The following is a 20,999-nucleotide window of genomic DNA, read 5'->3' on the forward strand; positions in this document are numbered from 1 at the left end:
CCATGATCTTGACTACTGTGCTAATTCTTTGACCATCTCAGACAGAATCGGAATGACGTTCATTTCGAACCACGGATTGTGCGCCCGCCAGCGGAAGTTAAGCGGTGATGGATGGACAAGTGGAAAATAATGAGGCAGATACTCCACATAATGCGCGACTGTTTCGGTCAGGTTGCGCTTCGCCTGCTTATTAAGATAGTATTGCTGAGCATGAGCACCAACTAAAATCGTCAGCCTCACATCCGGCATCTGTGCTAGCAGCCGTGGATGCCACTTTTTGGCAAACTCCGATCGCGGCGGTAAATCACCATGCGCAGCCTTACCCGGATAATAAAAATCCATCGGCATTAGAGCAAACAAATCAGGATCATAAAATTGTTCATCGGTAACCCCCAGCCACTGACGCAACGTGCGGCCACTGGCATCATTCCATGGCGTGCGTGTTTCCTGCGCTATTCGTCCCGGCGCCTGACCAACCAGCACGATACGTGAGCGGGGTGAAGCGGTATAGACTGGCGGCCAACCACGAGTGTGAAACGAAGCATTCATACTATCTTGATTGATTTCATCATATAGCAACGGCCTAGTCATCACATTAGTATATCACAATCATTCTATACTGTTCACGCTTCAGACTGCCCTTCGTCAATATTATGTGATATACTGTTCACATGGATATAAACTCAAAAAATATCATAGCTACCTTGGTCTCGCTGGGCATCCCACCAGCCTCGGCGACAATCATCCATTGCCTTCTGATCGCCCCGCCGTACCACCATAGCCACACGAGCCTGCATGAGCAAACTGGCTTTAGCAAAGCAGCCATTACTGGTGGGCTACGCTACCTAGAAACACTTGATATGATCTCCTACCAAACAGACAGTTCACGGCGGCAGCATATCGCTCTTGATATCAAACCGCTCGTCACCTACATTCAACAACGTATGCTGCTGTTTGATAAACTGGCTGATGAATTACACGCAGCATCAGCCGAACAAGCAGACAGTGAGTTTTCATCGGATATCGTCACGGTGGCTGAGCTGTGTAGCGCAACTAACGAAACAATTTGGCAGGCTATAACGACCTGGGAAGAGCAATATACCTCTACTCATCCATTGAAGTAAGATATTCTTCCAGGAAATCGCTCCACTCCGGTACATTCTTTTCTCGAAAATAGGCACGAAGAAAAGTAACCATAGTTTGCTGACGAATTAATGCTTCGTCTCGGCCCGGGTCGGTCATCATAATCTTTGGTAGCTTCAATAACTTTTCAAAGAAATAATTAATGAAGCTATCGCCATCATGCGTGCCACCATTAGCGTTATATCGATGCGCATCAATGTTCACATCAGGCCAAACAGTTGGATCAAATATCCGACAACTACCGTGATTCACCGCATAAATAAGTGCCCGCTCGATACCACATGCCCCAATTGCATCACACATATCAGCGTCAGACACCAACCGACCAGCTAGACGCTCTGGCCGCACACCATGTAGATAACGACTATAGCCGATCCGAGCAATATTATGACGCACCGCATCCTGCAAATCAGCCGCAACACCAGCTTTCGCCATAATTGACGTGGCATTATTGAGTTTATCCGCCTGCTTTTTGCCAACTAATTTATAATCATCAACGTCGTGCAGCCATGCCGTCAACAGCACTTCGTCCATCGAAGCCGCTTCTTTATGCTCATTCGCGAATCGCTCCGCTAGCCGTGCTACACGCTCAACGTGATCGTCGCTATGGCCTGACGTATCGCCGCCAAGCAGTCGGCAAACTTCCCGTCTTACTATCGTCATTGATTTGTTCATAGACTTTATTATACACCCCCATGCAAGTTATGGACGTAAATCTATTTATTAGCTACGAAACCCCAAGGTGCATAATGCATCATACACACTCGGAACAACGTAAACTAGTTCACGCAGCATAATATCAACTGGTGCTGTTCGTGAAAAGATTGGTTTCTTTAATGCGAGAGCATAACCGATCTCCATCGCGGCACTTATGCCAACATAGCCTTTGGGGACATGCAGTAAAATAAAATCAGACTGCTCAATAGCCCGTAAATGCCAGTTTTCTATCTCTCGAGGCGACAGGCCAACTTCTGCAGCATCAACAACAAATTCACCATCCATAAAGTCCACTCGTCGCGGTGACAATACCTGACAGCCAGTTACGGCTAGCTCGTCGTAAGCTCGCCGCAACCCGTCAATATCGCGCCTGTACGACCCACACAATACCGCACGTGCTGCCCGCGGTCTAGAACTCCGCATTACCATATTCATATATTATTTCAGTCAACTCGCCGCACCCGTTGATACACGCCGTGATTTCTCGCAAAAAACTCTTGTACTTTTTTGGCTCATCACGCATCTCATCGAGTGTACGCCAGGCATTTCTACCGCCCTCAAACTGTACAGCCAATTTGCCCGAAAATACCTTGCAAAACATCAGGTGAAAGATCTTGTCTTCGATAATTTCACCCGTTTGCGCATGGCGCACACGTTCATGGTATACCCCGCGATGAACAAACTCACCCCGCAAACCCGTCTCCTCAATCAATTCACGCGAGGCCGCATCGACGATTGACTCGGCCCACCGCACTTTACCAGTAGGCGCACCCCAAAACCCATAGTAGGGGTGCTTGAGCCGCTGCTGCAATAAATATTGTTTTTCTCCATTACGCTCACGTTCGATCACGAGCATGACTGCCACCTTTGGCTGCCGCTCAATAACACCGGCATCAGTATCAAGCTTATTCGCGTACTCCTTGCCTTTGACCGAGAGACAGTACCCGCCGTCGACTTTCTGCACATAACCTAGCTCAACGAGCCGTTTGATATGAAATTTGATATGATCGCTTTCCAGGCCGCTCGCTTTTTGTAGTGTTGCGAAATTAGCCGCTGGCAAAAATAACAATTCCCGCAAAATTTTCGTCTGTGCCTCATGGATCTTTGCTTCAAAACTCATACCATCTCCTTTGGCCTTAGTGTAGCGCGATCAGGTTAGAAAAACTAGGGAAGTCGACTTCCCTAGTGTAGAGACATAGACACGTCACGCTCCCTTGGCTACCTTTTATTCATAGTACGCTAACATTCTTCCGTCAGTTGACAGCCAACCCGCCTCTGTTATACAATGAAATCGTATTATTATCGTGAGTCTTGGTCACCCGAGCCTACCATAGCGGATCGTGGATGACCTATCTTTATATCAAAATATAAATCTAAGGAGTTTTACCTTGCGACAACAACACGCAAAAACAACATTACAATTACTATGGCGAGCGTCACGTCCATACAAATGGCGGCGCAATCTAGCGCTCATTACAGCTACCTTAACCTTAGCGGTAGGCACAATTGTCGGGCCGCTGATTATCGCACAGCTCCTGGATATGATTCAACATGGGCAGCTGCAGACTGACTCTGTGTGGACATTGGTAATTTTCTATGGCATAAGTCAGCTATGGTCGGAGATTATTGGGTGGCGGATAGTGCTGTATTTGATGTGGACGTTAGAAACCATTATGCAGCGCGACATCGCAAACAAGGTATTCGCCAAGCTATCTGGTGAGACCATGTTTTTCCACTCCAACAAATTTGGTGGCTCGCTTGTCAGCCAAAACAGCAAGCTCAGTAGCTGTGTTGAGCGATTTTGGGATGAGCTAGTGTGGGCAGTACTGCCGCTGGTTATCTCACTCACCGGATCAATCGTTATCCTGTCAATGTTACTCTGGCAGTACGCACTCTTTCTATTCATGTTCTCAATCATCTTTGGCGTAGCCGTCTTCTTTGGATCGCGCCCGATGGCCAAATTAAGTAGACATGAGGCGGAGGCCAGCAACAAAGTAAGCGGCAACCTTGCTGACATGGTGTCAAATGTGCTTGCTGTCAAGTCATCCAGCGCTGAAAAAATCGAGCAGCAGCGATTTGATAAAACGAATCGTGCATGGCGCAAGGCTAGCCTGGCCACCATGCGAGGATTCCTCACTGTCAGCAGTGTTTACTCAACAATAAACACCAGCATCCGAATCGGCGCTATCGTGTTCGCTATTTATGCAGCACAGCATAATATCGTTTCGGTTGCAGCGGTGTACTTAATCATCACCTACACTGGCAGTGTCGCTCGTGAGCTGTGGAATATGAATAGCATCATGCGCAATTATAACCGTATCATCGGTGACGCCCATGAGATGGTCGAGATATTACACACACCAACATCACTTGTTGATAGAAGTGATAAAAAGCTTCATGTTAATCGCGGTGTTATTGATTTTGATACCGTGACCTTTACGCATGACGAGGGTAAAGGCGCAACCTTGTTCCACAATTTTTCACTGCATATTACGCCAGGCGAAAAGGTCGGGCTGGTTGGTTCTAGTGGTTCGGGCAAGACGACTCTGACGAAATTGCTGCTGAGATTTGCCGACATCGACTCGGGCACAATCATGATTGACGAGCAGGACATTGCCGAGGTCACACAGGCCAGCCTCCGTTCGCAGATCGCTTACGTGCCACAGGAGCCGCTACTATTTCATCGTTCAGTGCGCGAGAACATTGCCTATGGCAGGGCCGACGCTACTGATGCCGAGATTGAACAAGCAGCCAAAAAGGCGGGGGCCTATGATTTTATTACTCAGCTGCAGGACGGCTTTGACACACTGGTCGGTGAGCGCGGCGTAAAGTTATCGGGTGGACAGCGCCAGCGCATCGCTATCGCTCGGGCCATCGTGAAAGATGCGCCAATCTTAGTCCTCGACGAGGCGACCTCGGCGCTTGATTCTGAGTCAGAAGTTCTAATCCAAAAATCATTCAAGACACTGATGAAAAATCGTACTTCAATCGTCATTGCTCATCGACTTTCAACAATCGCCAAGCTTGATCGAATCATCGTGATGCATAACGGTAAGATAGTCGAGGATGGCTCACATGAGCAGCTCATTAAGCATGGCGGCCACTACGCAAAACTGTGGCAGCATCAATCTGGCGGCTTTATTGACGCCTAACCAGCACAGTCTCTAGGTAGTATGCTATAATGCATAATGATATGATGCACGCGTTTATTGATTTTATTGTTCATTTTGGTGTTGTCGCGATTTTGCTGGTTGTCTTTGCCGAATCGGGCCTACTCTTTGGCTTTATCTTTCCAGGCGACAGTCTACTGTTCACGGCTGGCTATATGGTTCAGCAGCATATTTTACCAATTGATATTCATTTCTTTGCGCTCCTGCTCTCATTAATGGCTATTCTCGGCGACAGTGTCGGTTACGCATTTGGACATAAAGTTGGCCGTAAATTATTTGAACGCAAAAACTCTCGCTTCTTTAAGAAGAAATATCTCGTGCAAGCCGAAAAGTTTTACGAAAAGCATGGCTCACTTACTGTGGTGCTGGCACGGTTTGTACCGATTGTGCGTACGTTTGCGCCAATCGTGGCCGGCGCTAGCAAGATGCACTATCGAACTTTTATTATTTTTAATATTATCGGTGGCGTTATTTGGGCCACGCTTTTCACCTACCTTGGATTCTTTGCTGGCAAGGCACTCACCGACGCTGGTGTTAATATAGAAGTCGCCGCACTGGTCATCATCTTCTTGTCAGTGCTGCCAATGATCATTCACGCCCTCAAGCAGGAGCATACTCGCGCGGCGTTGCGCCAACAAGTATCAGTCCTGCTCGGCAAGACTCGCCGCAAAAAGCAATAAGCCTTCATGATAAAGCCTGCTCGTTAGTAGCTATACGTCCAACTACAGCAAACTTTTCAGATACCTACCGGTAAATGATTCTGGCACGTTGGCGACTTCTTCTGGCGTGCCGCTCGCCACCACCGTACCGCCGCCGAGACCACCCTCAGGCCCCATATCAATAATCCAGTCGGCCGATTTGATGACATCCAGATTGTGCTCAATGATGATCATACTGTTGCCGCCGTCAACCAGCTGCTGCAAAATCCCCAGCAGCCGCTTGACGTCGGCAGAATGTAGCCCAGTTGTCGGCTCATCCAGAATGTACATCGTCTTGCCGGTTGAGCGTTTGGAGAGCTCCGTTGCCAGCTTGATACGCTGCGCCTCGCCGCCCGAAAAGGTAGTTGCTGGCTGACCGAGCTTAATATAACCAAGGCCGACTTCGACCAGTGTCTGTAATTTCCGAGCGATATTAGGCACGCTATCAAAGAAGTCCGCTGCTTGCTCAACCGTCATATCGAGTACATCAGCAATCGTCTTATTTTTATACTTAATTTCCAGCGCCTCACGATTGTAACGCTTACCGTGGCATTCGTCGCACTGGACGTAGACATCCGGCAAGAAATGCATTTCAATCTTGATCATACCGTCGCCTTGGCAGTTTTCGCAGCGACCGCCCTTGACATTAAAACTGAACCGACCAGCTTTATAACCGCGGACATTAGCCTCAGGAGTACTGGCAAACAGTTCGCGAATTGGCGTAAAAATACCAGTGTAGGTCGCTGGATTAGAGCGTGGCGTACGGCCAATTGGTGACTGATCGATGACGATAGCTTTATCCAACTGCTTTATTCCCTCAATTTTATCGTGTGCGCCAGGTACGTCACTAGCCCGGTTGAGCCGTGCCGCTAATTCCTTGGCGATAATATCATTGACCAGAGTTGATTTACCGCTGCCCGATACACCAGATACTACAGTCATCAAGCCCAAGGGGAATGCCACATCAATTTGTTTCAAATTATTCTCGCGAGCGCCGCGAACGATTAACTGACGGCTCGCATCAACCTGGCGGCGATGTTTTGGTACGGCAATTTTTTCTGCACCCGACAGATACCGACCAGTGATACTATCTGTGCATTTGGCGACCTCATCTGGTGCACCCAGTGCCACCACCGAGCCGCCATGCACACCAGCGCCTGGGCCCATATCAATCAAAAAGTCACTCTGGCGAATGGTATCCTCGTCGTGTTCGACTACCAGCACCGTATTGCCGAGATTACGTAGGTGCTTCAGCGTAGCAATCAGCCGATCATTATCGCGCTGATGCAAACCAATCGACGGCTCATCCAGCACATACAGCACGCCCTGCAAACCGCTGCCAATCTGTGTCGCCAGCCGAATTCGCTGCGCCTCGCCACCGCTCAGTGTATTGGCGGCGCGCCCTAACTCCAAATAATTCAGCCCGACATTACTCATAAAGCCGAGGCGGGCGGTAATCTCTTTCAAAATAAGCCGCGCGATCATTGCCTGCTGCTCGTTCAATGTTAACTTGTGAGTGAACAAGTCGAGCGCATCATCAACGCCAAGGTCGCAAATATCCATGATATTCAGACCCTGCACCGTTACCGCTAGGACAACTGGCTTCAGCCGCGCGCCGCCGCAAACATAACAATCCCGCTGGCGCATAAACCGCTCAATGTCCTTGCGCATAAATTCGCTATCGGTTTCTTTCCAGCGCCGCTCCAGATTAGGGATCACCCCTTCATAGGTTGTATCGTAATGCCGCCCATTGCCGAGCTGCACTGGATATTTCTGATCGCCCGTACCATAGAGCACTTTCTGGCGCGCCTCATCAGACAACTGCCCGACTGGTGTCCGGATACTGAAACCATGCGCCTCGGCTACCGCCGAAATCTTGCGCATGTAAAAGTTATCGACATTGATCCGGTTGTATGGCCGAATCGCCCCCTCAGCAATCGTCAGATTCTCATTCAGCACTAAACTAGGATCGACTTCCAATCGGCTGCCAAGTCCGGTACAGCTCGGACAGGCCCCTTGCGGTGCGTTAAAACTAAACAGACGCGGCTCAAGCTCTGGGATCTCCTCATCCGGATGATCAACACAGGCATAGCGCTGCGAGAATGTCTTTAATTCATCAGTATCAGCATCCAGCACCTCAACCACACCCTGGCCAAGCTCCAGCGCCTGTTCGACACTCTGACTCAACCGGCTAGTTAGGTCATCGTTCATTGCCAGGCGATCAACAACCAACTCAATACTGTGCTTGTAACTTTTCTGTAACTGCGGAAACTCATCCAATGCATACACCACGCCATCCACGCGCACCCGGGCATAACCTAACCGTCGATACTGCTCTGGAATGTGTGCAAACTCGCCCTTCTTATTCTTGACAATTGGCGCGAGTAGCAGCAATCGCTTACCGTCATATTGCTTAGCAATCTCCTGGATAATCGCCTCGGCTGTGCGGCGCGAAACTGGCTTATGGCAGCGCGTGCCGTCTGGCTTGAGAGCCGGACAATGCGGCGTGCCAATCCGCGCAAACAAGAGGCGCAGATAATCATAAATCTCGGTCACCGTCGCCACGGTTGAACGCGGATTGCGACTGGTTGACTTTTGATCAATTGAAATTGCCGGGCTTAGGCCCTCAATGCTATCAACATCCGGCTTATCCATAATGCCTAAAAATTGCCGCGCATAGCTCGACAGGCTTTCGACATAGCGGCGCTGGCCCTCGGCGTAAATCGTATCAAACGCTAGTGACGACTTACCGCTGCCGCTCAGGCCAGTGATTACCACTAGTTTATCGCGCGGAATTCCCACGTCGATATTTTTCAGATTGTGTTCACGAGCGCCCTTGACGCGAATTACCTCTGGCATATCTGGTCTATTATACCGAATAGGCGTTTATTTTTCCAGTTGCAGCGGACGGAACAATTTCCCCAATATCACATTTTGATGTATTTATAGCAACACATTATGCTTATGATTGCAAATATAAGGATCGGCTGTTATAGTAAAAGACATGAAGAGGTTTGTGATCATCTGTGGAATTGCTGTTGCCGTCGCAACCTTGTTCTATGTGACCCGCGAAGAGTGGTTTTCATTCGTAACCATAGGCCGAGTTCCGTTTACTAGCATGATCCTACCGGCGGCCGTCATGATGGGGTTTTGGATGGTCGTTGTGCCGGTATGTATCGTCTGGGGTAAGTCGATTAGCATTACCTTCTGGAATAGTATCGAGATGCTCGGAAAGCTTGATCAGCGTCGTATCAACCGACAAGTCCGCTTGGCAGCGCGCGCTCGTCACACCGCAACGCAACAGATTAGCCTGGCGATGGTTGCCGCGTGGTTAGTGGTAACCCAGCGCTACGTGACACACACTGACACTGCTACGAAAGCGGAGGACCAGTCAACTGCGCGATTAGCTGTCGCAACAAATTAAATACGCTATGCCTCGCTTATTCAATCTGATCTGTTTCTATAACGTCAGTTTCTGCTCTTTGCCTCATCTTGCACCCAGACTATCCCAAGTAGCGAAACGGTGCTCACCAATATCCGCCGCCAACTCACGCCAATAATTGATACCAAGTGCCTGTGATGATAAGTGGATGTTTAGCGTCAATGTAACCGCGAAGCGGCCGGCTTTTACCCAGCTGCTATTTGTTTCTCTGCCAAAGCAGTCGACTTATAGCGCTGAACAGCCGAATTATATAATTGCCACGCTGTCATCGGGATGCCCAATCGCCTCCCCTCGGCTAGCACCTCGTCATATCCAGCCAGCCATTCACCAAATCCGTGCTTCATATGACCTGTTACCATATCAACAACATCAGGCTGTTGAAGTGCATGCTGCATTATCGGAGTTGCCACCCTTAGTGGCATTATTGATAATACATTAAGGGGGAAAACTCGCCACACTGCAACACCTTGATGACGACATAGGGACATACCATCACGAAGTGCCATAATTAGCCGTCGAATCGCCCCTGGGTCGTGCGTTAATGCCGAGAAACTACCGCTGCTAGCTATGGCGCCAGCGGTCGCTGACTGCTGGAGATAATGAACCTTCATCCAATCAAGCAGATGAGCATCATAGCTAGTTGCCACACCAGCCTCTTTTAAATGCTGCATAAACAACTTTGCTCCCGCCTTTATGCCACCAACCCGCGTCGGTGTCGGAAAGACAATAACCTTTATGCCATGATCATCACGCCCACCGCCAACACTGGAAGGAAAGGCGATAAAATAATCATCAGGCGATATATATTGATCAACCTCACCAGCCAGATGCCAATTGTTTTGCATAAATCCAATCCACCTAGCCTTCGGCTGATACTTTGCTAGCATCGGTAGTACCGATTGAAGCTGACAGCGATTCACCGTCACTAGTATAACGTCGTAATAACCTTCTGGCGACGTGATACACTGTGGGTGAAATACTGTCGACTGATACGTATCGTTACGCTGGCGCAAATCCTTTATAGCAAGCGGCACGCCTTGCGACACCTTCTCATACCGCTCAGGCAGCGCTAGCACATCAACATCATGGTGTGCCGTTAATAAATACGCGTACGTCAGACCGATTGTTCCCGCGCCATAAATCAGGTACCGCATCCTATTCCTCGGTCGGCACTATTGCCTCTGCCCACAATTGCAATTCTTGTAAAATAAACTGCTGCTCGTCAGTCGCTGTTGGCGCTAAACGATGCAAAGCCGTCATAAACCCTGGTAACTGCACCTGCAGGCGCTGAGCCCGCCACGTTTCCCACTGCGCCAAATCATCTTCGCTGAGCGAGCGCGGAAAATTGCGCGCTTTGTAGTGTAGCAGCAGTGGCGCCAACCGCTCGTCCTGAAATTCTGGATGAAAATCAGCTAGTTCACGCTCATCGGCATTGCGCACCGCTTCAACACGGATACGATCGCGGTCGTTCAAAAAGCCGTCGTATAACTGTGCTTCTGGATCAGGCAGTTTTTTGAAGGCTGGCTTATTTTCAAAAATAGTCCGTAATTTTTCAGCAAAGTCTGGGTGATTCAGTAAAATATTTTGATGTTTCTGTACTGTCTTTAGATCAAGCGAAATTTTCCGCCAGCCATCGCCTTGTTCCAGCACACCCAGCGGAGACACCGCCGGACAGCGATTATATTGCAATTCTTTGACTGGCAATTTAACGAAATCTTCAGCCTGCCGCTCCTCCCACGACGCAAAGATTTTCTTCGCCAATTCCTCCGCGCTCAACCCAACAAATGGTGTCGGATCATAGCGCAAATCATAGACAACCACGCCGCCATTTCGGCTGGTTGTTAGTGGAAAGGCTACTGTAGTCTTAGCGAACTCTTTGTCGTAGCGCCCGCTAGCGTAAACAAACGGTTTTTTGTCGTCGACATTAACCAGCTGCTGGACTAATTTTTTATCACGCATCTTCAGCAAATAATCATACAGTTGTGGCTGCTTTTGCTTGATCAATTTCGTCACAGCGATCAGTGCTGTTACGTCCGCCAAAGCGTCATGAGCATTTTCGTGAGCTATACCATTGGCGCTAGTAATTAGTTCCAGGCGGTTGCTTGGCTCACCCTTATCATCAAGCGGCCAATTGATTCCTTCCGGCCTAAGCGCCCGCGTCAATCGCACCACGTCCAGCAAATCCCAACGCGAGCGACCGTCTTTCCAGCTCCATTCGTAAGGATCATGGAAATTGCGCCACAACAAATGGCGGATAAATTCGTCGTCAAACCGAATATTATTAAAGCCAACCGCAATAGTATCCGGCGTGAAAATCTCCTCACTCAACATCCGGGCAAATTGCGCCTCGGTGTAGCCTTCCTCGACCGTCTTTTGCGGCGTGATGCCAGTCACCATCAGCGCATCGGGGCTCGGCAAAGTATCATCATTCAGCGCCACCAATAGATTATACGGCTCGCCAATCGGTTCGAGATTCATGTCCGTCCGCTGCCCAGCAAACTGCATGATGCGGTCTTGCCGCGGATTTAATCCGCTGGTTTCTAGGTCATAGAAGAAAAATGTTTGTGCCATACCTATAGTATAGCAAAGCTACGAGATGACACCCAAACCTACTGCTCAACCAGCGTAAATGGCATCGATTCGCCAATCTGCACTACGGTCTCACCGACTGCACCCTGACGAATTAACTCGTGAGCGATACCCATTTTTCGCATGATATCTCGCAGGCGATTGACCGATTCAAATTGATCAAAGTTAGTACGACGAGCAAACTTTTCAATTTTAGCCCCGTGGATGATGAAACTAACCGTATCTTCCTCGTCCACATTTTCAGGCTCCGCGCCAACCGCCCGCTCCACCGTCCAGGCGTCAGACGCTGCTTGTGCATCCAGCGCGATTACAGGTAGGTCATAGCTCTCCTCCTCAACCATCTCCGCCTCACGTGCCCGATATTCAGTAACTTCACGGCGCAGCAAACGCAGCAGCTCAGTCACGCCAGCATGCGTTTGCGAGGAAATCGCCACCACTGGCGAACCGTTCGCTACGTTTTGTAGCGCCGTCGACTGCATAGCAATAATCTCATCGTCCAGTCCTTCACACTTCGTCAAAGCAATGATTTCTGGACGCGCCGCCAATTCTTCAGAATATTTTTCCAACTCGCGGCGAATGGTCTGGTATTTTTCCGCCGGGTCGTCACTATACGCATCAATCATATGCAGTAACACCGCCGTCCGCTCAACGTGGCGCAGGAACTGGTCGCCCAAGCCTTTACCTTCCGACGCACCTTCAATCAGCCCCGGAATGTCAGCGATCAACACTGAACCATCGTCAACATCCGCCACACCCAAATTTGGCGTCAATGTCGTAAATTCATAATTAGCAATTTCCGGTCGAGCATTGGAAACCACGCTTAAGAATGTCGATTTACCAGCATTCGGAAACCCAACCAAACCAACATCGGCCAGCAATTTCAATTCCAGCTCCGCCTCAAATTCTTCACCCGCCTCACCAAGTTCAGCCATCTTCGGCGCTTGGCGCGTACTGGAGGTAAAGTGCGCATTACCAAAGCCACCATCACCGCCACGGGCAACAACCGCTTGTTGCTGGTCTGCTGTCAAATCTGCCACTACCTTGCCGTCACGCTTGACTAACGTGCCCATTGGCACTTTGACGACCAGTGGCGAACCGCTTTTACCGCGCTTGTTGCGCTTACTACCGTCGCCGCCATGTTCTGCTTTTAGTTCTGGCTTGTAGCGAAAATTCAGGAGCGTGTTAAGGTCTTTGGTCGCCAAAAAAATGACGTCACCGCCGCGTCCACCGTCGCCACCATCAGGACCGCCTTTGTCAACATATTTCTCATGCCGAAAACTGACTGTGCCATTACCACCCTTGCCAGCCCGTACTAACACTTTCGCTGTATCTACAAACATAATTTTAGTATATCAAAAAGCACCCCCGAGAGATAGCGGAGGCGCCTTATTGTTTTAGAACATCCTAGTGGATAAAGTTATACCGACCAACTTCAGACATCGGAATTGTTCGATGCGTCACGACGTTATACCCAGCATAATTCATATCGCTAACGTAGATCGTGCCACCTTCAACCCGCTCAACCATACCGACGTGACCAAGACCGCCGCCGCCCCATGTTGTCTGGAAGATTGCCCCTGGTGCTGGTGTATGGTTAACGACAAAGCCTGCCGCCCGAGCACTTGCTGCCCACGACGTCGCGTTGCCCCAGAAGCTGCCAATTGGTCGACCAAGTGCTGCTCGCCGCTCATACACGTACCATGTACAGTTACCGAGAGCATATCGATTACCAACTGATGCCCGAGCATAGCCGTAGCTAATGCCATTAACCGCACCGACCGTTGTCCGCCCGGTATAGCCATGGCCTCGACGACCCGAGCGCGACGCCACGTAGCCTGGCTGCTCATTTTCTGGCAGTACGCCACCCGGCAAGACAATCCGTGTGTCCTTGGTTAGCGCCGCCCCATTTGCTAGGTCGTTATATAGTGCCACCCGTTCAGGATTTGCTTTATACTTTTCTGCCAACTTTTCAATAGTATCGCCGTCCTTAACGGTATAAACCACACCATCAACCATCGGGATAGTCAATGTTTTACCAGCTTCAACCGCATCAGATGTCATATTATTCGCCCAGCGTACCGTCTGTGCTGTCACGTTAAACTTCTTGGCAATAGAGTTAATCGTATCACCCTGCTTGGTGACATAAGTCTTGATACCGCGCTGGGCCGACTTTTCTGGCTGGACAATTTGCGGCTTGGAGATAACTTCAGTATCGCCCTGAGCCAGTTCTTTTTTGATCGACAGCGTTGCCGTCGCTTCGCGCAAATCACCCGCAGTCGGCAGATTAACTGTCTCGGCTAGATCAGTTACCGCATTAGCAGCCGCTAGCTGGTCTACCGAGACCTTATTGGCCTTATTCGTCTCATGAGCTGGGCCAGCAGACGGTGCGACCGGCTGGGAGGCAGACACCGAGCCCTGCCGGCTGGCAACCCCGCCCGTTTGGTAGCTCAATGCCAAAAATGAAATAACTAACAGAAAAATCCCACCGTACGCCGATACTGCGCTTAACTTGAGTTTTTTGCCCCGATGGGCAGATGCTTGATTACGAATAACGCTTCTCCCGTGTCAATGTCTCCATCAACACTGACTACCGTACTAAGTCTTTCTTCTCGCATAAGAACAGGATGCATTGTCGACCTAATAATTAGTTAATATTGCTAAACGATTAGTTTTCCGCATCCGTGCGACCGTTCTGGTAGGCCCGCGCGCCTACACGGCGTGTACCCTGTATGAGCGCAAGCTTGTTTCCATTATACGCGATCCTCTCATAATTTGTCAATGCTTTATCTTGTAATACACCTCACCCTTTAGCATATACACCAGCCCAACAACAAAGCTCAAAATGACTGCATGTGGCACCACCGCAGACATCGCCATCATCATCACAAAGAGAATAGTTGCGGGAGTAATATACAACAGTGTCGCGACAAGTATGAACGCACATATGAGTGCGAACGGCACTCGCACCATCAAGGTTAGACCAATATTGCGATAACGCAGACCCCGCCTCTGCTTGATTCTCTCCGCCTCAGATAGTTGATCGGCTGAACGCGGCTGCCAGTATGACGCTCCCTTAGGCATCGCGATAATCTTCCATAGCCACAGCGAACCAATAGTCGTACACGCCACCATAAACAATATAGCCGGGAGCGAGTTATTAAAGGCTAGTATAGCACTAAATATCGCACGGGTAACCTCTCGAAGTGCTGAACTAAATGGGCCAACCTGAGAGATATAGAACAGCGCCAATACCACGAATTGCACCACCGGATACACCACAGCCATGGCAAGCGCAGCGATGCGTTGCCGGTACTGGTCAGTTCGACGGGACTGCTTCAAGACAATGAGACCCTGAACGAGGAGTGATGCGATAGCTACGCCAATGACAGCCAGTACTAACGGCATATCCTGAAGGTTCTGAAAGAATAGCGGTAGTTGACCTATGAATACCCCTGTTGAACAAACAAGTATTGCCGCCTCAATGACAATGACTGCCTCACATCGAATATTACGCTCTGGTGAAGATGCAGCTTGTTTCTTAGGTTTATTCTTTGTAGTCGTGGCTGTCGTCTTTGTCATTCGAGGATTTTCTCCTTTCTTTTTGAGGTGTTTTACTGTCTATTATACCAGAGTATTTTTACGTTTTGACGTCAACAAAAATAGCCCGCTATCAAAGCTGAGCGAGCTACTGCAAATACGAACGAGATAAGCATCTCATAAAAATGGTGACCTCACGGAGAATCGAACTCCGATTGCCAGGATGAAAACCTGGTGTCCTGACCGTTAGACGATGAGGCCATCAAACAGATTGTATTGTAGCAGATTGGCAATATTTTGTCTAGGAATTAGCTGCGGTTGCTGGCTGTGGCAAAAATTGACTTTTACAACATTTTGGTGTATTCTACATAGAGTTATGAGGATAAAGGAGGAAGCTATGCGAAACTTATCATCACTATTCCGCTCGCTATCGCTGCGCCACTATGCCGTTTTAGCGGTAGTCGCAGTTACAGCGGCAGTGCCAACTACATTATGGGCGCTAGATTCTGATCACTCCGCCAACACCAATACCCAAGCGCCGACGAACACAAAACCTACGCCGGTTTACAGCTGTAATGCGCTCAGCATTGATCAGTTTTCAGCTACTAGTTTCAAGTTCTCGGTCAAATATTCCGCTCATGGTGGCGCAACCTATAAGACAACAATTTACAAAGTCTACGACGCCAGCGGCAAAGAAGTATACCGAACTGGTAACGAGTTTAAGGGCTTCGCGCCAGGCACGTACACGGTTAAAGCCTTTATCGTCGTTGACGTAAACGGCAAGGAAGAGACGGTGACCAGCGATGCCTGCACCAAACAGGCCACAGTCCCTGGCGAAACCCCGGCTCCACAACCAAAGCCTGAGCCAAAACCACAACCGAAACCTGAACCAAAACCAGAGCCAAAGCCAGATAAACCACCGAAAATCACTCTAGCGCTTGCCGTCAAGACTACCGTCAATGGTGCGCAGCACAAGACAGTTGCCGTCAACGAGGCCTTCACCTACCAGGTAACTGTCACCAACACGGGGACGGTTACGCTGCGGGATACGTATGCCACCAATACCGCACCACAAGGTGTAACCTATCTAAAGGCGTCTGGCGGCACAATTCAAAATAATACCTGGCAGACATTGATTAGTGAGCTCAAGCCAAATGAGTCAAAGACATTTACTATTGACGCGGTCGTTAAACAATACGTCGCGGGCACATTGACCAGCACAACCTGTCTCAAGAGCGAGCAGGCTTCGCTTGAGGGTCATAGCAATTGCAGCAGCGCTACTATAGAGGTGACTAAGCCGCAGGCCCCGGCTCCCCAACCGAAACCAGCGCCAACGCCACAGCCAAAGCAACCAAAGCCAGCACCGGCTGACCCAAAACAACCAAACCCAGCCCAACCAGCTCCCCAACCAAAACCTGAGCCAAAAACGCCAGACCAGTCGAAGCAGCCATCGACCAACGATAATCAGCAGTCACCTTCAGCCTCGGGCGGCACACAAACCACCAACCCACCTGCTGCACCGACGACCGTTGGCGAACTGCCACGGACTGGTAACGCCACTGACACGCTCGTTGGTGGACTGGGTCTTGGCGCCCTGCTCACTGCTGGAGTCGCCTACCTCATCAGTCGACGTCATGTGTAATCATAAATCTGGTTGACTTGGATGCCCCTCGCACCCCGAGGGGCATTTCATGGTACAATAGTATTATGGCAAAACAGAAGAAAAAGCGCTCTAAGAAATACTCTGGCGTTGACGCCGCAACAACTCGGCCCAGTGTCACGCGCATCCAGGCGGTCAGTCGCTCGTCGGCCGGTCAGTGGCTATATGAACGCAAAAAATTACTGCGTGGTGTCGGCATCGGCGTAGTAATAGTCATCATCGTCATTGTGATTATCACTGGCATCATTAGTTTATTCCGGTAAAACTTTCTCAGTGACTTGTCGCCTTTTTCTTGTTCACGGCCGGCCTATCAAGTGGCAGACGAAAACCAAACGTGCTGCCCTTGTTTTCTTTCGAGGTAAAAATCATCGCCCCGCCGTGCTCCAGCACGACTTTACGCGCCAAAAACAAGCCAACGCCCGTGCCGTCAGGACGACGCTTGCGAGCATTTGAGGCGCGAAAGAATTTACCAAACACGCCAGACTGCTCAGCTTTTGGCACGCCGATGCCTTGGTCTTCGACCGTAAACACCACTTCCCGCGTATCGCAACAGAGCGACACCTTGACCGTCGTTCGTTCTTTAGAATAAAAGATTGCGTTATCAATCATGTTCATGATGACTTGGCGGAGTTTTTCGGCGTCAATCGGCAACGTCGGAACATCATCGTCAATATGCACCGAAAGAGTGATGTTATGCTGCTTGGCCACAATCTTCAGCAGAGCCATTTCACTTTGTACAATATCACCGAGGTTAGCCGGCTGACGATTCATAGTGAATGTCCCGGTCTGTAAGCGAGAGATACTGAGAAAGTCATTGATCAGTTGTACCATGCGCTCACTCGAGGAAAAAGCCTCGCGTAGAACAGCCTTCTGGGTCGGACGAACTGGGCCGAGATCACCTTGGAGCAACATATCGAGATAGCCCTTGATACTGGTTAGCGGTGTCCGCAGCTGATGCGATGCCATAGAAATAAACTCATTCTTCGCTTCGTCTAGCCGCTGTAGCTGCTGGTTACTCATCCGCAGTTCCTGCGTCGCCGCCTCGACACGCTGCTGTAGTTCGGCATTCAGCTCATTCACCTCCTCCATCGACTGAGCATTTTTAATCGCAATCGCCAGCTCACCACGCACCGCCCGAAGCATTGAGAGATCGCGCTCGACATAATTATTTTTCTGACTTTCGCCGATCAGCACAAAACCAACGATGTCTTCCTGCAGCGATAATGTCATGACGATAGCCAGTTTTTGTAGTTTCATCGTCCGCCGTAGCTGCTCTGGCAGCGATTCGACGACCGCTACGTCATCAAGTTGTTCAATTTGGTGTTGCGCTGCCAATCCCGTTAGATCCACTTGTGGCGGACGAGTGTGTCCACGTGAGCCAAATATCCGAAAGCGCCCATCATCATAGACCGCAAAGATCACCTGACGAGCCTTGAGGAGCCGCGTCAGGCACGCCGCTAATCGAGTCGTCAGCAGCCGCAGCCCCATTGTGTGCAGCAAAATTTGCCCAATCTCGTTGATAAAACTTTCAATGGTATAGTCTTGCCGATAAAATAGCTTGTCGGTCAGGCGATCAAAAAACTGCTTGGTCGGTTGAAACAAAAACCCTAACAATAATGCCGCCATCACGCCCCAAAAGCCAGGTATCCCACCGATGTCGTGACCGCTGAGCGCACTGACGATCGCCGAGATAATATACGTCGCCGCGTAATATACGATTGCTAACAAGCTCAACAACATCGCATATGCAATCGTTCGCACCGCCGCATCTTTCAGACCAAAGAGACGATGTTTAACAATCGTTAGGTATGCCAACGGTATAAAAATAAAGGTGCTCAGCGGACCGGCCCAAATGAGATCGTAGCGACCGACAGCTGGTAGCAGCAAATTAAATACCATACCCACGCCACCAGCAATCCCGTACGCATGAGAAATAAGCCGTAGCTGAGAGCGCACCAAAAGCGCACTGCGACGACGAGCCTGATACGCGAGAATTACCAGTGCCGCCAAAAACAGCAGTATGAAATACGCCATATAGATGAAATAACCGATCGGATGGATGACGACGGTATGCTCATCCACTACCACTTGTGCTATCAGCCAATCAACTCGCACGACAATCACCGCAGCAACGATACCAAATAACACCCAGGCAGTGGCCGGTAACCATTTCATCGTTCGTCGGGAGCCGATATGAGCCGCCACCGAGATCATGGCTACCGCGATCAGTGCTGCTCCAATGTAATATATCCTCAGGTATATTAGTGCCGCCGCCAGTACATTCGTCGCTAAAAACGCCGCAATACCCAGTGCCCACAGCGCAATGCCAACCGTCAGCACAAAAAAGAACCGGGTTGCCGGCTGGCGTGGTTGATGAGCCACAACCATAAGGCCAAATACCAGCGACATCACCCCAGCAATGATCAACCCCGCTATTTCCACGCCCACTCCCTCGTCATATTTCTAGTGTACCACCAACCTTTGGTCTACGCATAGCATATAGTGCATAGACGCCGTCATCAGGACAATATACATCGACCTGCCAATTACCCAGACCCGCCGCCCCCGCGATCCGCTGCATTGTTTCGATTGACCGAGGCTGGATATGTGGCCACTGCACGACATTGAGCGTAAAGCCTAGCTGCGGATGCGTATCACGCATATTACCAATCAGTAGCAACCCGCCGGGTTTCACCAGTTGGGCAGCATTGGCTAGAAAAGTTGCGGCATCAACCTGCAGCACCGTCGAGCCTTTACCTAAAAGCACCTCAGGCACATACTCCAAAATTCCAACAGCATCGACTGCATCATATGCAGCCCCCTCAAGGCCAACCCGTCGCCGCAGTGCTCGAGCTGCTACGTTCATTTGTGCGTCTACCGCAGGCAGAACTACACCCTGAGGGCACAGAATATTCATACAGCGAACATCAATAGACTGCTTGACTTTCATTGCCTGAGCATACGTTTTTGCGGCCCTGAGTGCCGACCGGTCAAGATCAACCAGTGTGACTCGCGGCACAGCATGACCATTCTCTTTGATGTGCCGGAGCGCATGACAAACCGGCTGAGCAGCGCCGCAAGCTAGACTAACCCACTGCTGCTCTGTAGCGCCCAGAGACGCTTGATCAATAACGTGCCTGGCAAGAATAGCCTGAACAATTTCACCGCGACTGCGAATACCGTGCGCATCCAAAATATTACAGGCCCAGTCGCGCACCTCTGGCGAGACTGGCTTGCCATTCGCTAATTGCTCAATGCTCGGATCATATAACAAGTCTAGTGCCGACGCCGTCGGTATCAGTTCCAGCCAATCCTCGACACCAGGAACCCGAGCGATCAACTCACGTGTCGCTGGATTGGTATCATCAATCCTCGTTCGCTGGCGCCCAATCGCTGCGTTAAGATCATAATCACCATGAAAGCCCATACCAGTCAGCTTTTCTAGCTCCATCACTACCTTCTCGTGGGATTGCGTCTGATATCGGTCACGCATCGGCACTGGATGAATCCGCCACTGATCCAGCTCAAGTTCCGCCCTGCGCTCTGACAACTCAACCCAGCCATAACGATCTGGCTGAATAGTTATGCTTTCACGCTGCTTTATTGTCACTTTGCCCACCTCTTTTGTGCTAGTTTTACAATACACCACTGCCTGCTATAATACAATTATGGTTAAAATTGCTATCATTGAAGATGACGCGACGATCAGTCAGATGTACCGAATGAAGTTCGAGGCGGACGGGTTTGACGTGCGACTAGCGAGTAATGGCACAATTGGCGTGGCGCTCGTCGAATCGTTTCGTCCAGATGTTATTTTGCTTGATATCCAGATGCCAGAGATGGATGGAGCCGAGGCCCTGCGACGTATTCGCTCACACGCGTGGGGCAAGACCATACCGGTTATCGTACTGACCAACCTCGGCGAAGAAGAAGCCCCGCGCGAGATGCGCTCACTTGGCATCCAAGGCTACATCGTCAAAGCCAACCTCACCCCACGCCAAGTTGTCGCCCAGGTCAAATCAGTCACTACAAAGCCGTGAGTT

General features: G+C 50.0%; 19 protein-coding genes and 1 tRNA gene. 7 read left to right on the plus strand and 13 right to left on the minus strand.

The genetic code is table 11. From position 1 onward, the window contains the following. Positions 1–12 precede the first annotated feature (12 nt). On the minus strand, positions 13–591 hold the full coding sequence (locus tag GWK77_03390; GenBank protein QHU93195.1) for a uracil-DNA glycosylase family protein: 579 nt from the start codon (positions 589–591) through the stop codon (positions 13–15). Between the two features lie 80 nt (positions 592–671). On the opposite strand from GWK77_03390, the gene GWK77_03395 reads away from it, so the two are divergent. Continuing rightward, positions 672–1,124 (plus strand): hypothetical protein, encoded by a 453-nt coding sequence (locus GWK77_03395; GenBank protein QHU93196.1) that lies wholly within the window; start codon positions 672–674, stop codon positions 1,122–1,124. On the opposite strand, the gene GWK77_03400 is transcribed toward GWK77_03395, so the two are convergent. Genes GWK77_03400 through GWK77_03410 form a run of 3 tightly spaced genes read right to left on the minus strand, consistent with a single transcriptional unit; the run spans position 1,105 to position 2,980 of the window. Continuing rightward, on the minus strand, positions 1,105–1,818 hold the full coding sequence (locus tag GWK77_03400; protein ID QHU93197.1) for a phosphohydrolase: 714 nt from the start codon (positions 1,816–1,818) through the stop codon (positions 1,105–1,107). The two genes, GWK77_03395 and GWK77_03400, sit on opposite strands and share 20 nt — an antisense overlap. Before the next feature lie 48 nt (positions 1,819–1,866). Then, complete coding sequence (locus tag GWK77_03405; protein ID QHU93198.1) at positions 1,867–2,283, minus strand: hypothetical protein; 417 nt, start codon at positions 2,281–2,283, stop codon at positions 1,867–1,869. Next, complete coding sequence (locus GWK77_03410; protein ID QHU93199.1) at positions 2,270–2,980, minus strand: NUDIX domain-containing protein; 711 nt, start codon at positions 2,978–2,980, stop codon at positions 2,270–2,272. Before GWK77_03410 ends, GWK77_03405 begins: the two co-directional genes overlap by 14 nt. Positions 2,981–3,248: 268 nt before the next feature. Here GWK77_03410 and GWK77_03415 point away from each other — a divergent pair, with 268 nt between their 5' ends. Together GWK77_03415 and GWK77_03420 are read left to right on the plus strand one after the other, a co-directional pair. Further along, entirely contained in the window at positions 3,249–5,012 is a 1,764-nt protein-coding gene (locus GWK77_03415; protein ID QHU93200.1) for an ATP-binding cassette domain-containing protein, read from the plus strand. A 44-nt stretch (positions 5,013–5,056) separates the two neighbouring features. After that, on the plus strand, positions 5,057–5,710 hold the full coding sequence (locus GWK77_03420) for a DedA family protein (GenBank protein ID QHU93428.1): 654 nt from the start codon (positions 5,057–5,059) through the stop codon (positions 5,708–5,710). Positions 5,711–5,752: 42 nt separating this feature from the next. Here the strand turns inward: GWK77_03420 and uvrA are convergent, their stop codons facing one another. Continuing rightward, positions 5,753–8,587: an excinuclease ABC subunit UvrA gene (gene uvrA, locus GWK77_03425; GenBank protein QHU93201.1), complete on the minus strand. Its 2,835-nt coding sequence runs from the start codon at positions 8,585–8,587 to the stop codon at positions 5,753–5,755. A gap of 145 nt (positions 8,588–8,732) precedes the next feature. Here uvrA and GWK77_03430 point away from each other — a divergent pair, with 145 nt between their 5' ends. Continuing rightward, entirely contained in the window at positions 8,733–9,152 is a 420-nt protein-coding gene (locus GWK77_03430) for a hypothetical protein (GenBank protein ID QHU93202.1), read from the plus strand. Between the two features lie 203 nt (positions 9,153–9,355). Here GWK77_03430 and GWK77_03435 read toward each other — a convergent pair whose 3' ends face one another. The 6 genes from GWK77_03435 to GWK77_03460 all read right to left on the minus strand — a co-directional run bounded on the left by GWK77_03435 (position 9,356) and on the right by GWK77_03460 (position 15,557). Continuing rightward, complete coding sequence (locus GWK77_03435; protein QHU93203.1) at positions 9,356–10,324, minus strand: ketopantoate reductase; 969 nt, start codon at positions 10,322–10,324, stop codon at positions 9,356–9,358. 1 nt (position 10,325) lies between these two features. Further along, positions 10,326–11,741, minus strand: coding sequence for an exodeoxyribonuclease I (gene sbcB / locus GWK77_03440; GenBank protein QHU93204.1), 1,416 nt, complete (start codon positions 11,739–11,741; stop codon positions 10,326–10,328). 38 nt (positions 11,742–11,779) lie between these two features. Continuing rightward, positions 11,780–13,099, minus strand: coding sequence for a GTPase ObgE (gene obgE / locus GWK77_03445; GenBank protein QHU93205.1), 1,320 nt, complete (start codon positions 13,097–13,099; stop codon positions 11,780–11,782). Between the two features lie 64 nt (positions 13,100–13,163). Beyond that, positions 13,164–14,210 carry a LysM peptidoglycan-binding domain-containing protein gene (locus GWK77_03450; GenBank protein ID QHU93206.1) on the minus strand — a complete coding sequence of 349 codons (1,047 nt, stop codon included), beginning with the start codon at positions 14,208–14,210 and terminating at the stop codon, positions 13,164–13,166. Positions 14,211–14,534: 324 nt separating this feature from the next. Beyond that, complete coding sequence (locus GWK77_03455) at positions 14,535–15,338, minus strand: hypothetical protein (GenBank protein ID QHU93207.1); 804 nt, start codon at positions 15,336–15,338, stop codon at positions 14,535–14,537. Between the two features lie 144 nt (positions 15,339–15,482). Next, positions 15,483–15,557: transfer RNA gene (locus tag GWK77_03460), tRNA-Glu, on the minus strand. A 136-nt stretch (positions 15,558–15,693) separates the two neighbouring features. On the opposite strand from GWK77_03460, the gene GWK77_03465 reads away from it, so the two are divergent. After that, complete coding sequence (locus GWK77_03465; GenBank protein ID QHU93208.1) at positions 15,694–16,938, plus strand: DUF11 domain-containing protein; 1,245 nt, start codon at positions 15,694–15,696, stop codon at positions 16,936–16,938. 65 nt (positions 16,939–17,003) lie between these two features. After that, positions 17,004–17,219 carry a hypothetical protein gene (locus tag GWK77_03470; GenBank protein QHU93209.1) on the plus strand — a complete coding sequence of 72 codons (216 nt, stop codon included), beginning with the start codon at positions 17,004–17,006 and terminating at the stop codon, positions 17,217–17,219. A 7-nt stretch (positions 17,220–17,226) separates the two neighbouring features. On the opposite strand, the gene GWK77_03475 is transcribed toward GWK77_03470, so the two are convergent. Beyond that, positions 17,227–19,398 (minus strand): hypothetical protein, encoded by a 2,172-nt coding sequence (locus tag GWK77_03475; protein QHU93210.1) that lies wholly within the window; start codon positions 19,396–19,398, stop codon positions 17,227–17,229. Between the two features lie 13 nt (positions 19,399–19,411). Then, entirely contained in the window at positions 19,412–20,566 is a 1,155-nt protein-coding gene (locus GWK77_03480; GenBank protein ID QHU93211.1) for a hypothetical protein, read from the minus strand. A 58-nt stretch (positions 20,567–20,624) separates the two neighbouring features. Between GWK77_03480 and GWK77_03485 the strand changes: the two genes are divergently transcribed. Next, on the plus strand, positions 20,625–20,996 hold the full coding sequence (locus GWK77_03485) for a response regulator (GenBank protein ID QHU93212.1): 372 nt from the start codon (positions 20,625–20,627) through the stop codon (positions 20,994–20,996). Positions 20,997–20,999: the final 3 nt, after the last annotated feature.

The sequence above is a fragment of the Candidatus Saccharibacteria bacterium oral taxon 488 genome, from assembly GCA_010202645.1.
GTDB lineage: Bacteria > Patescibacteriota > Saccharimonadia > Saccharimonadales > Saccharimonadaceae > Nanosynbacter.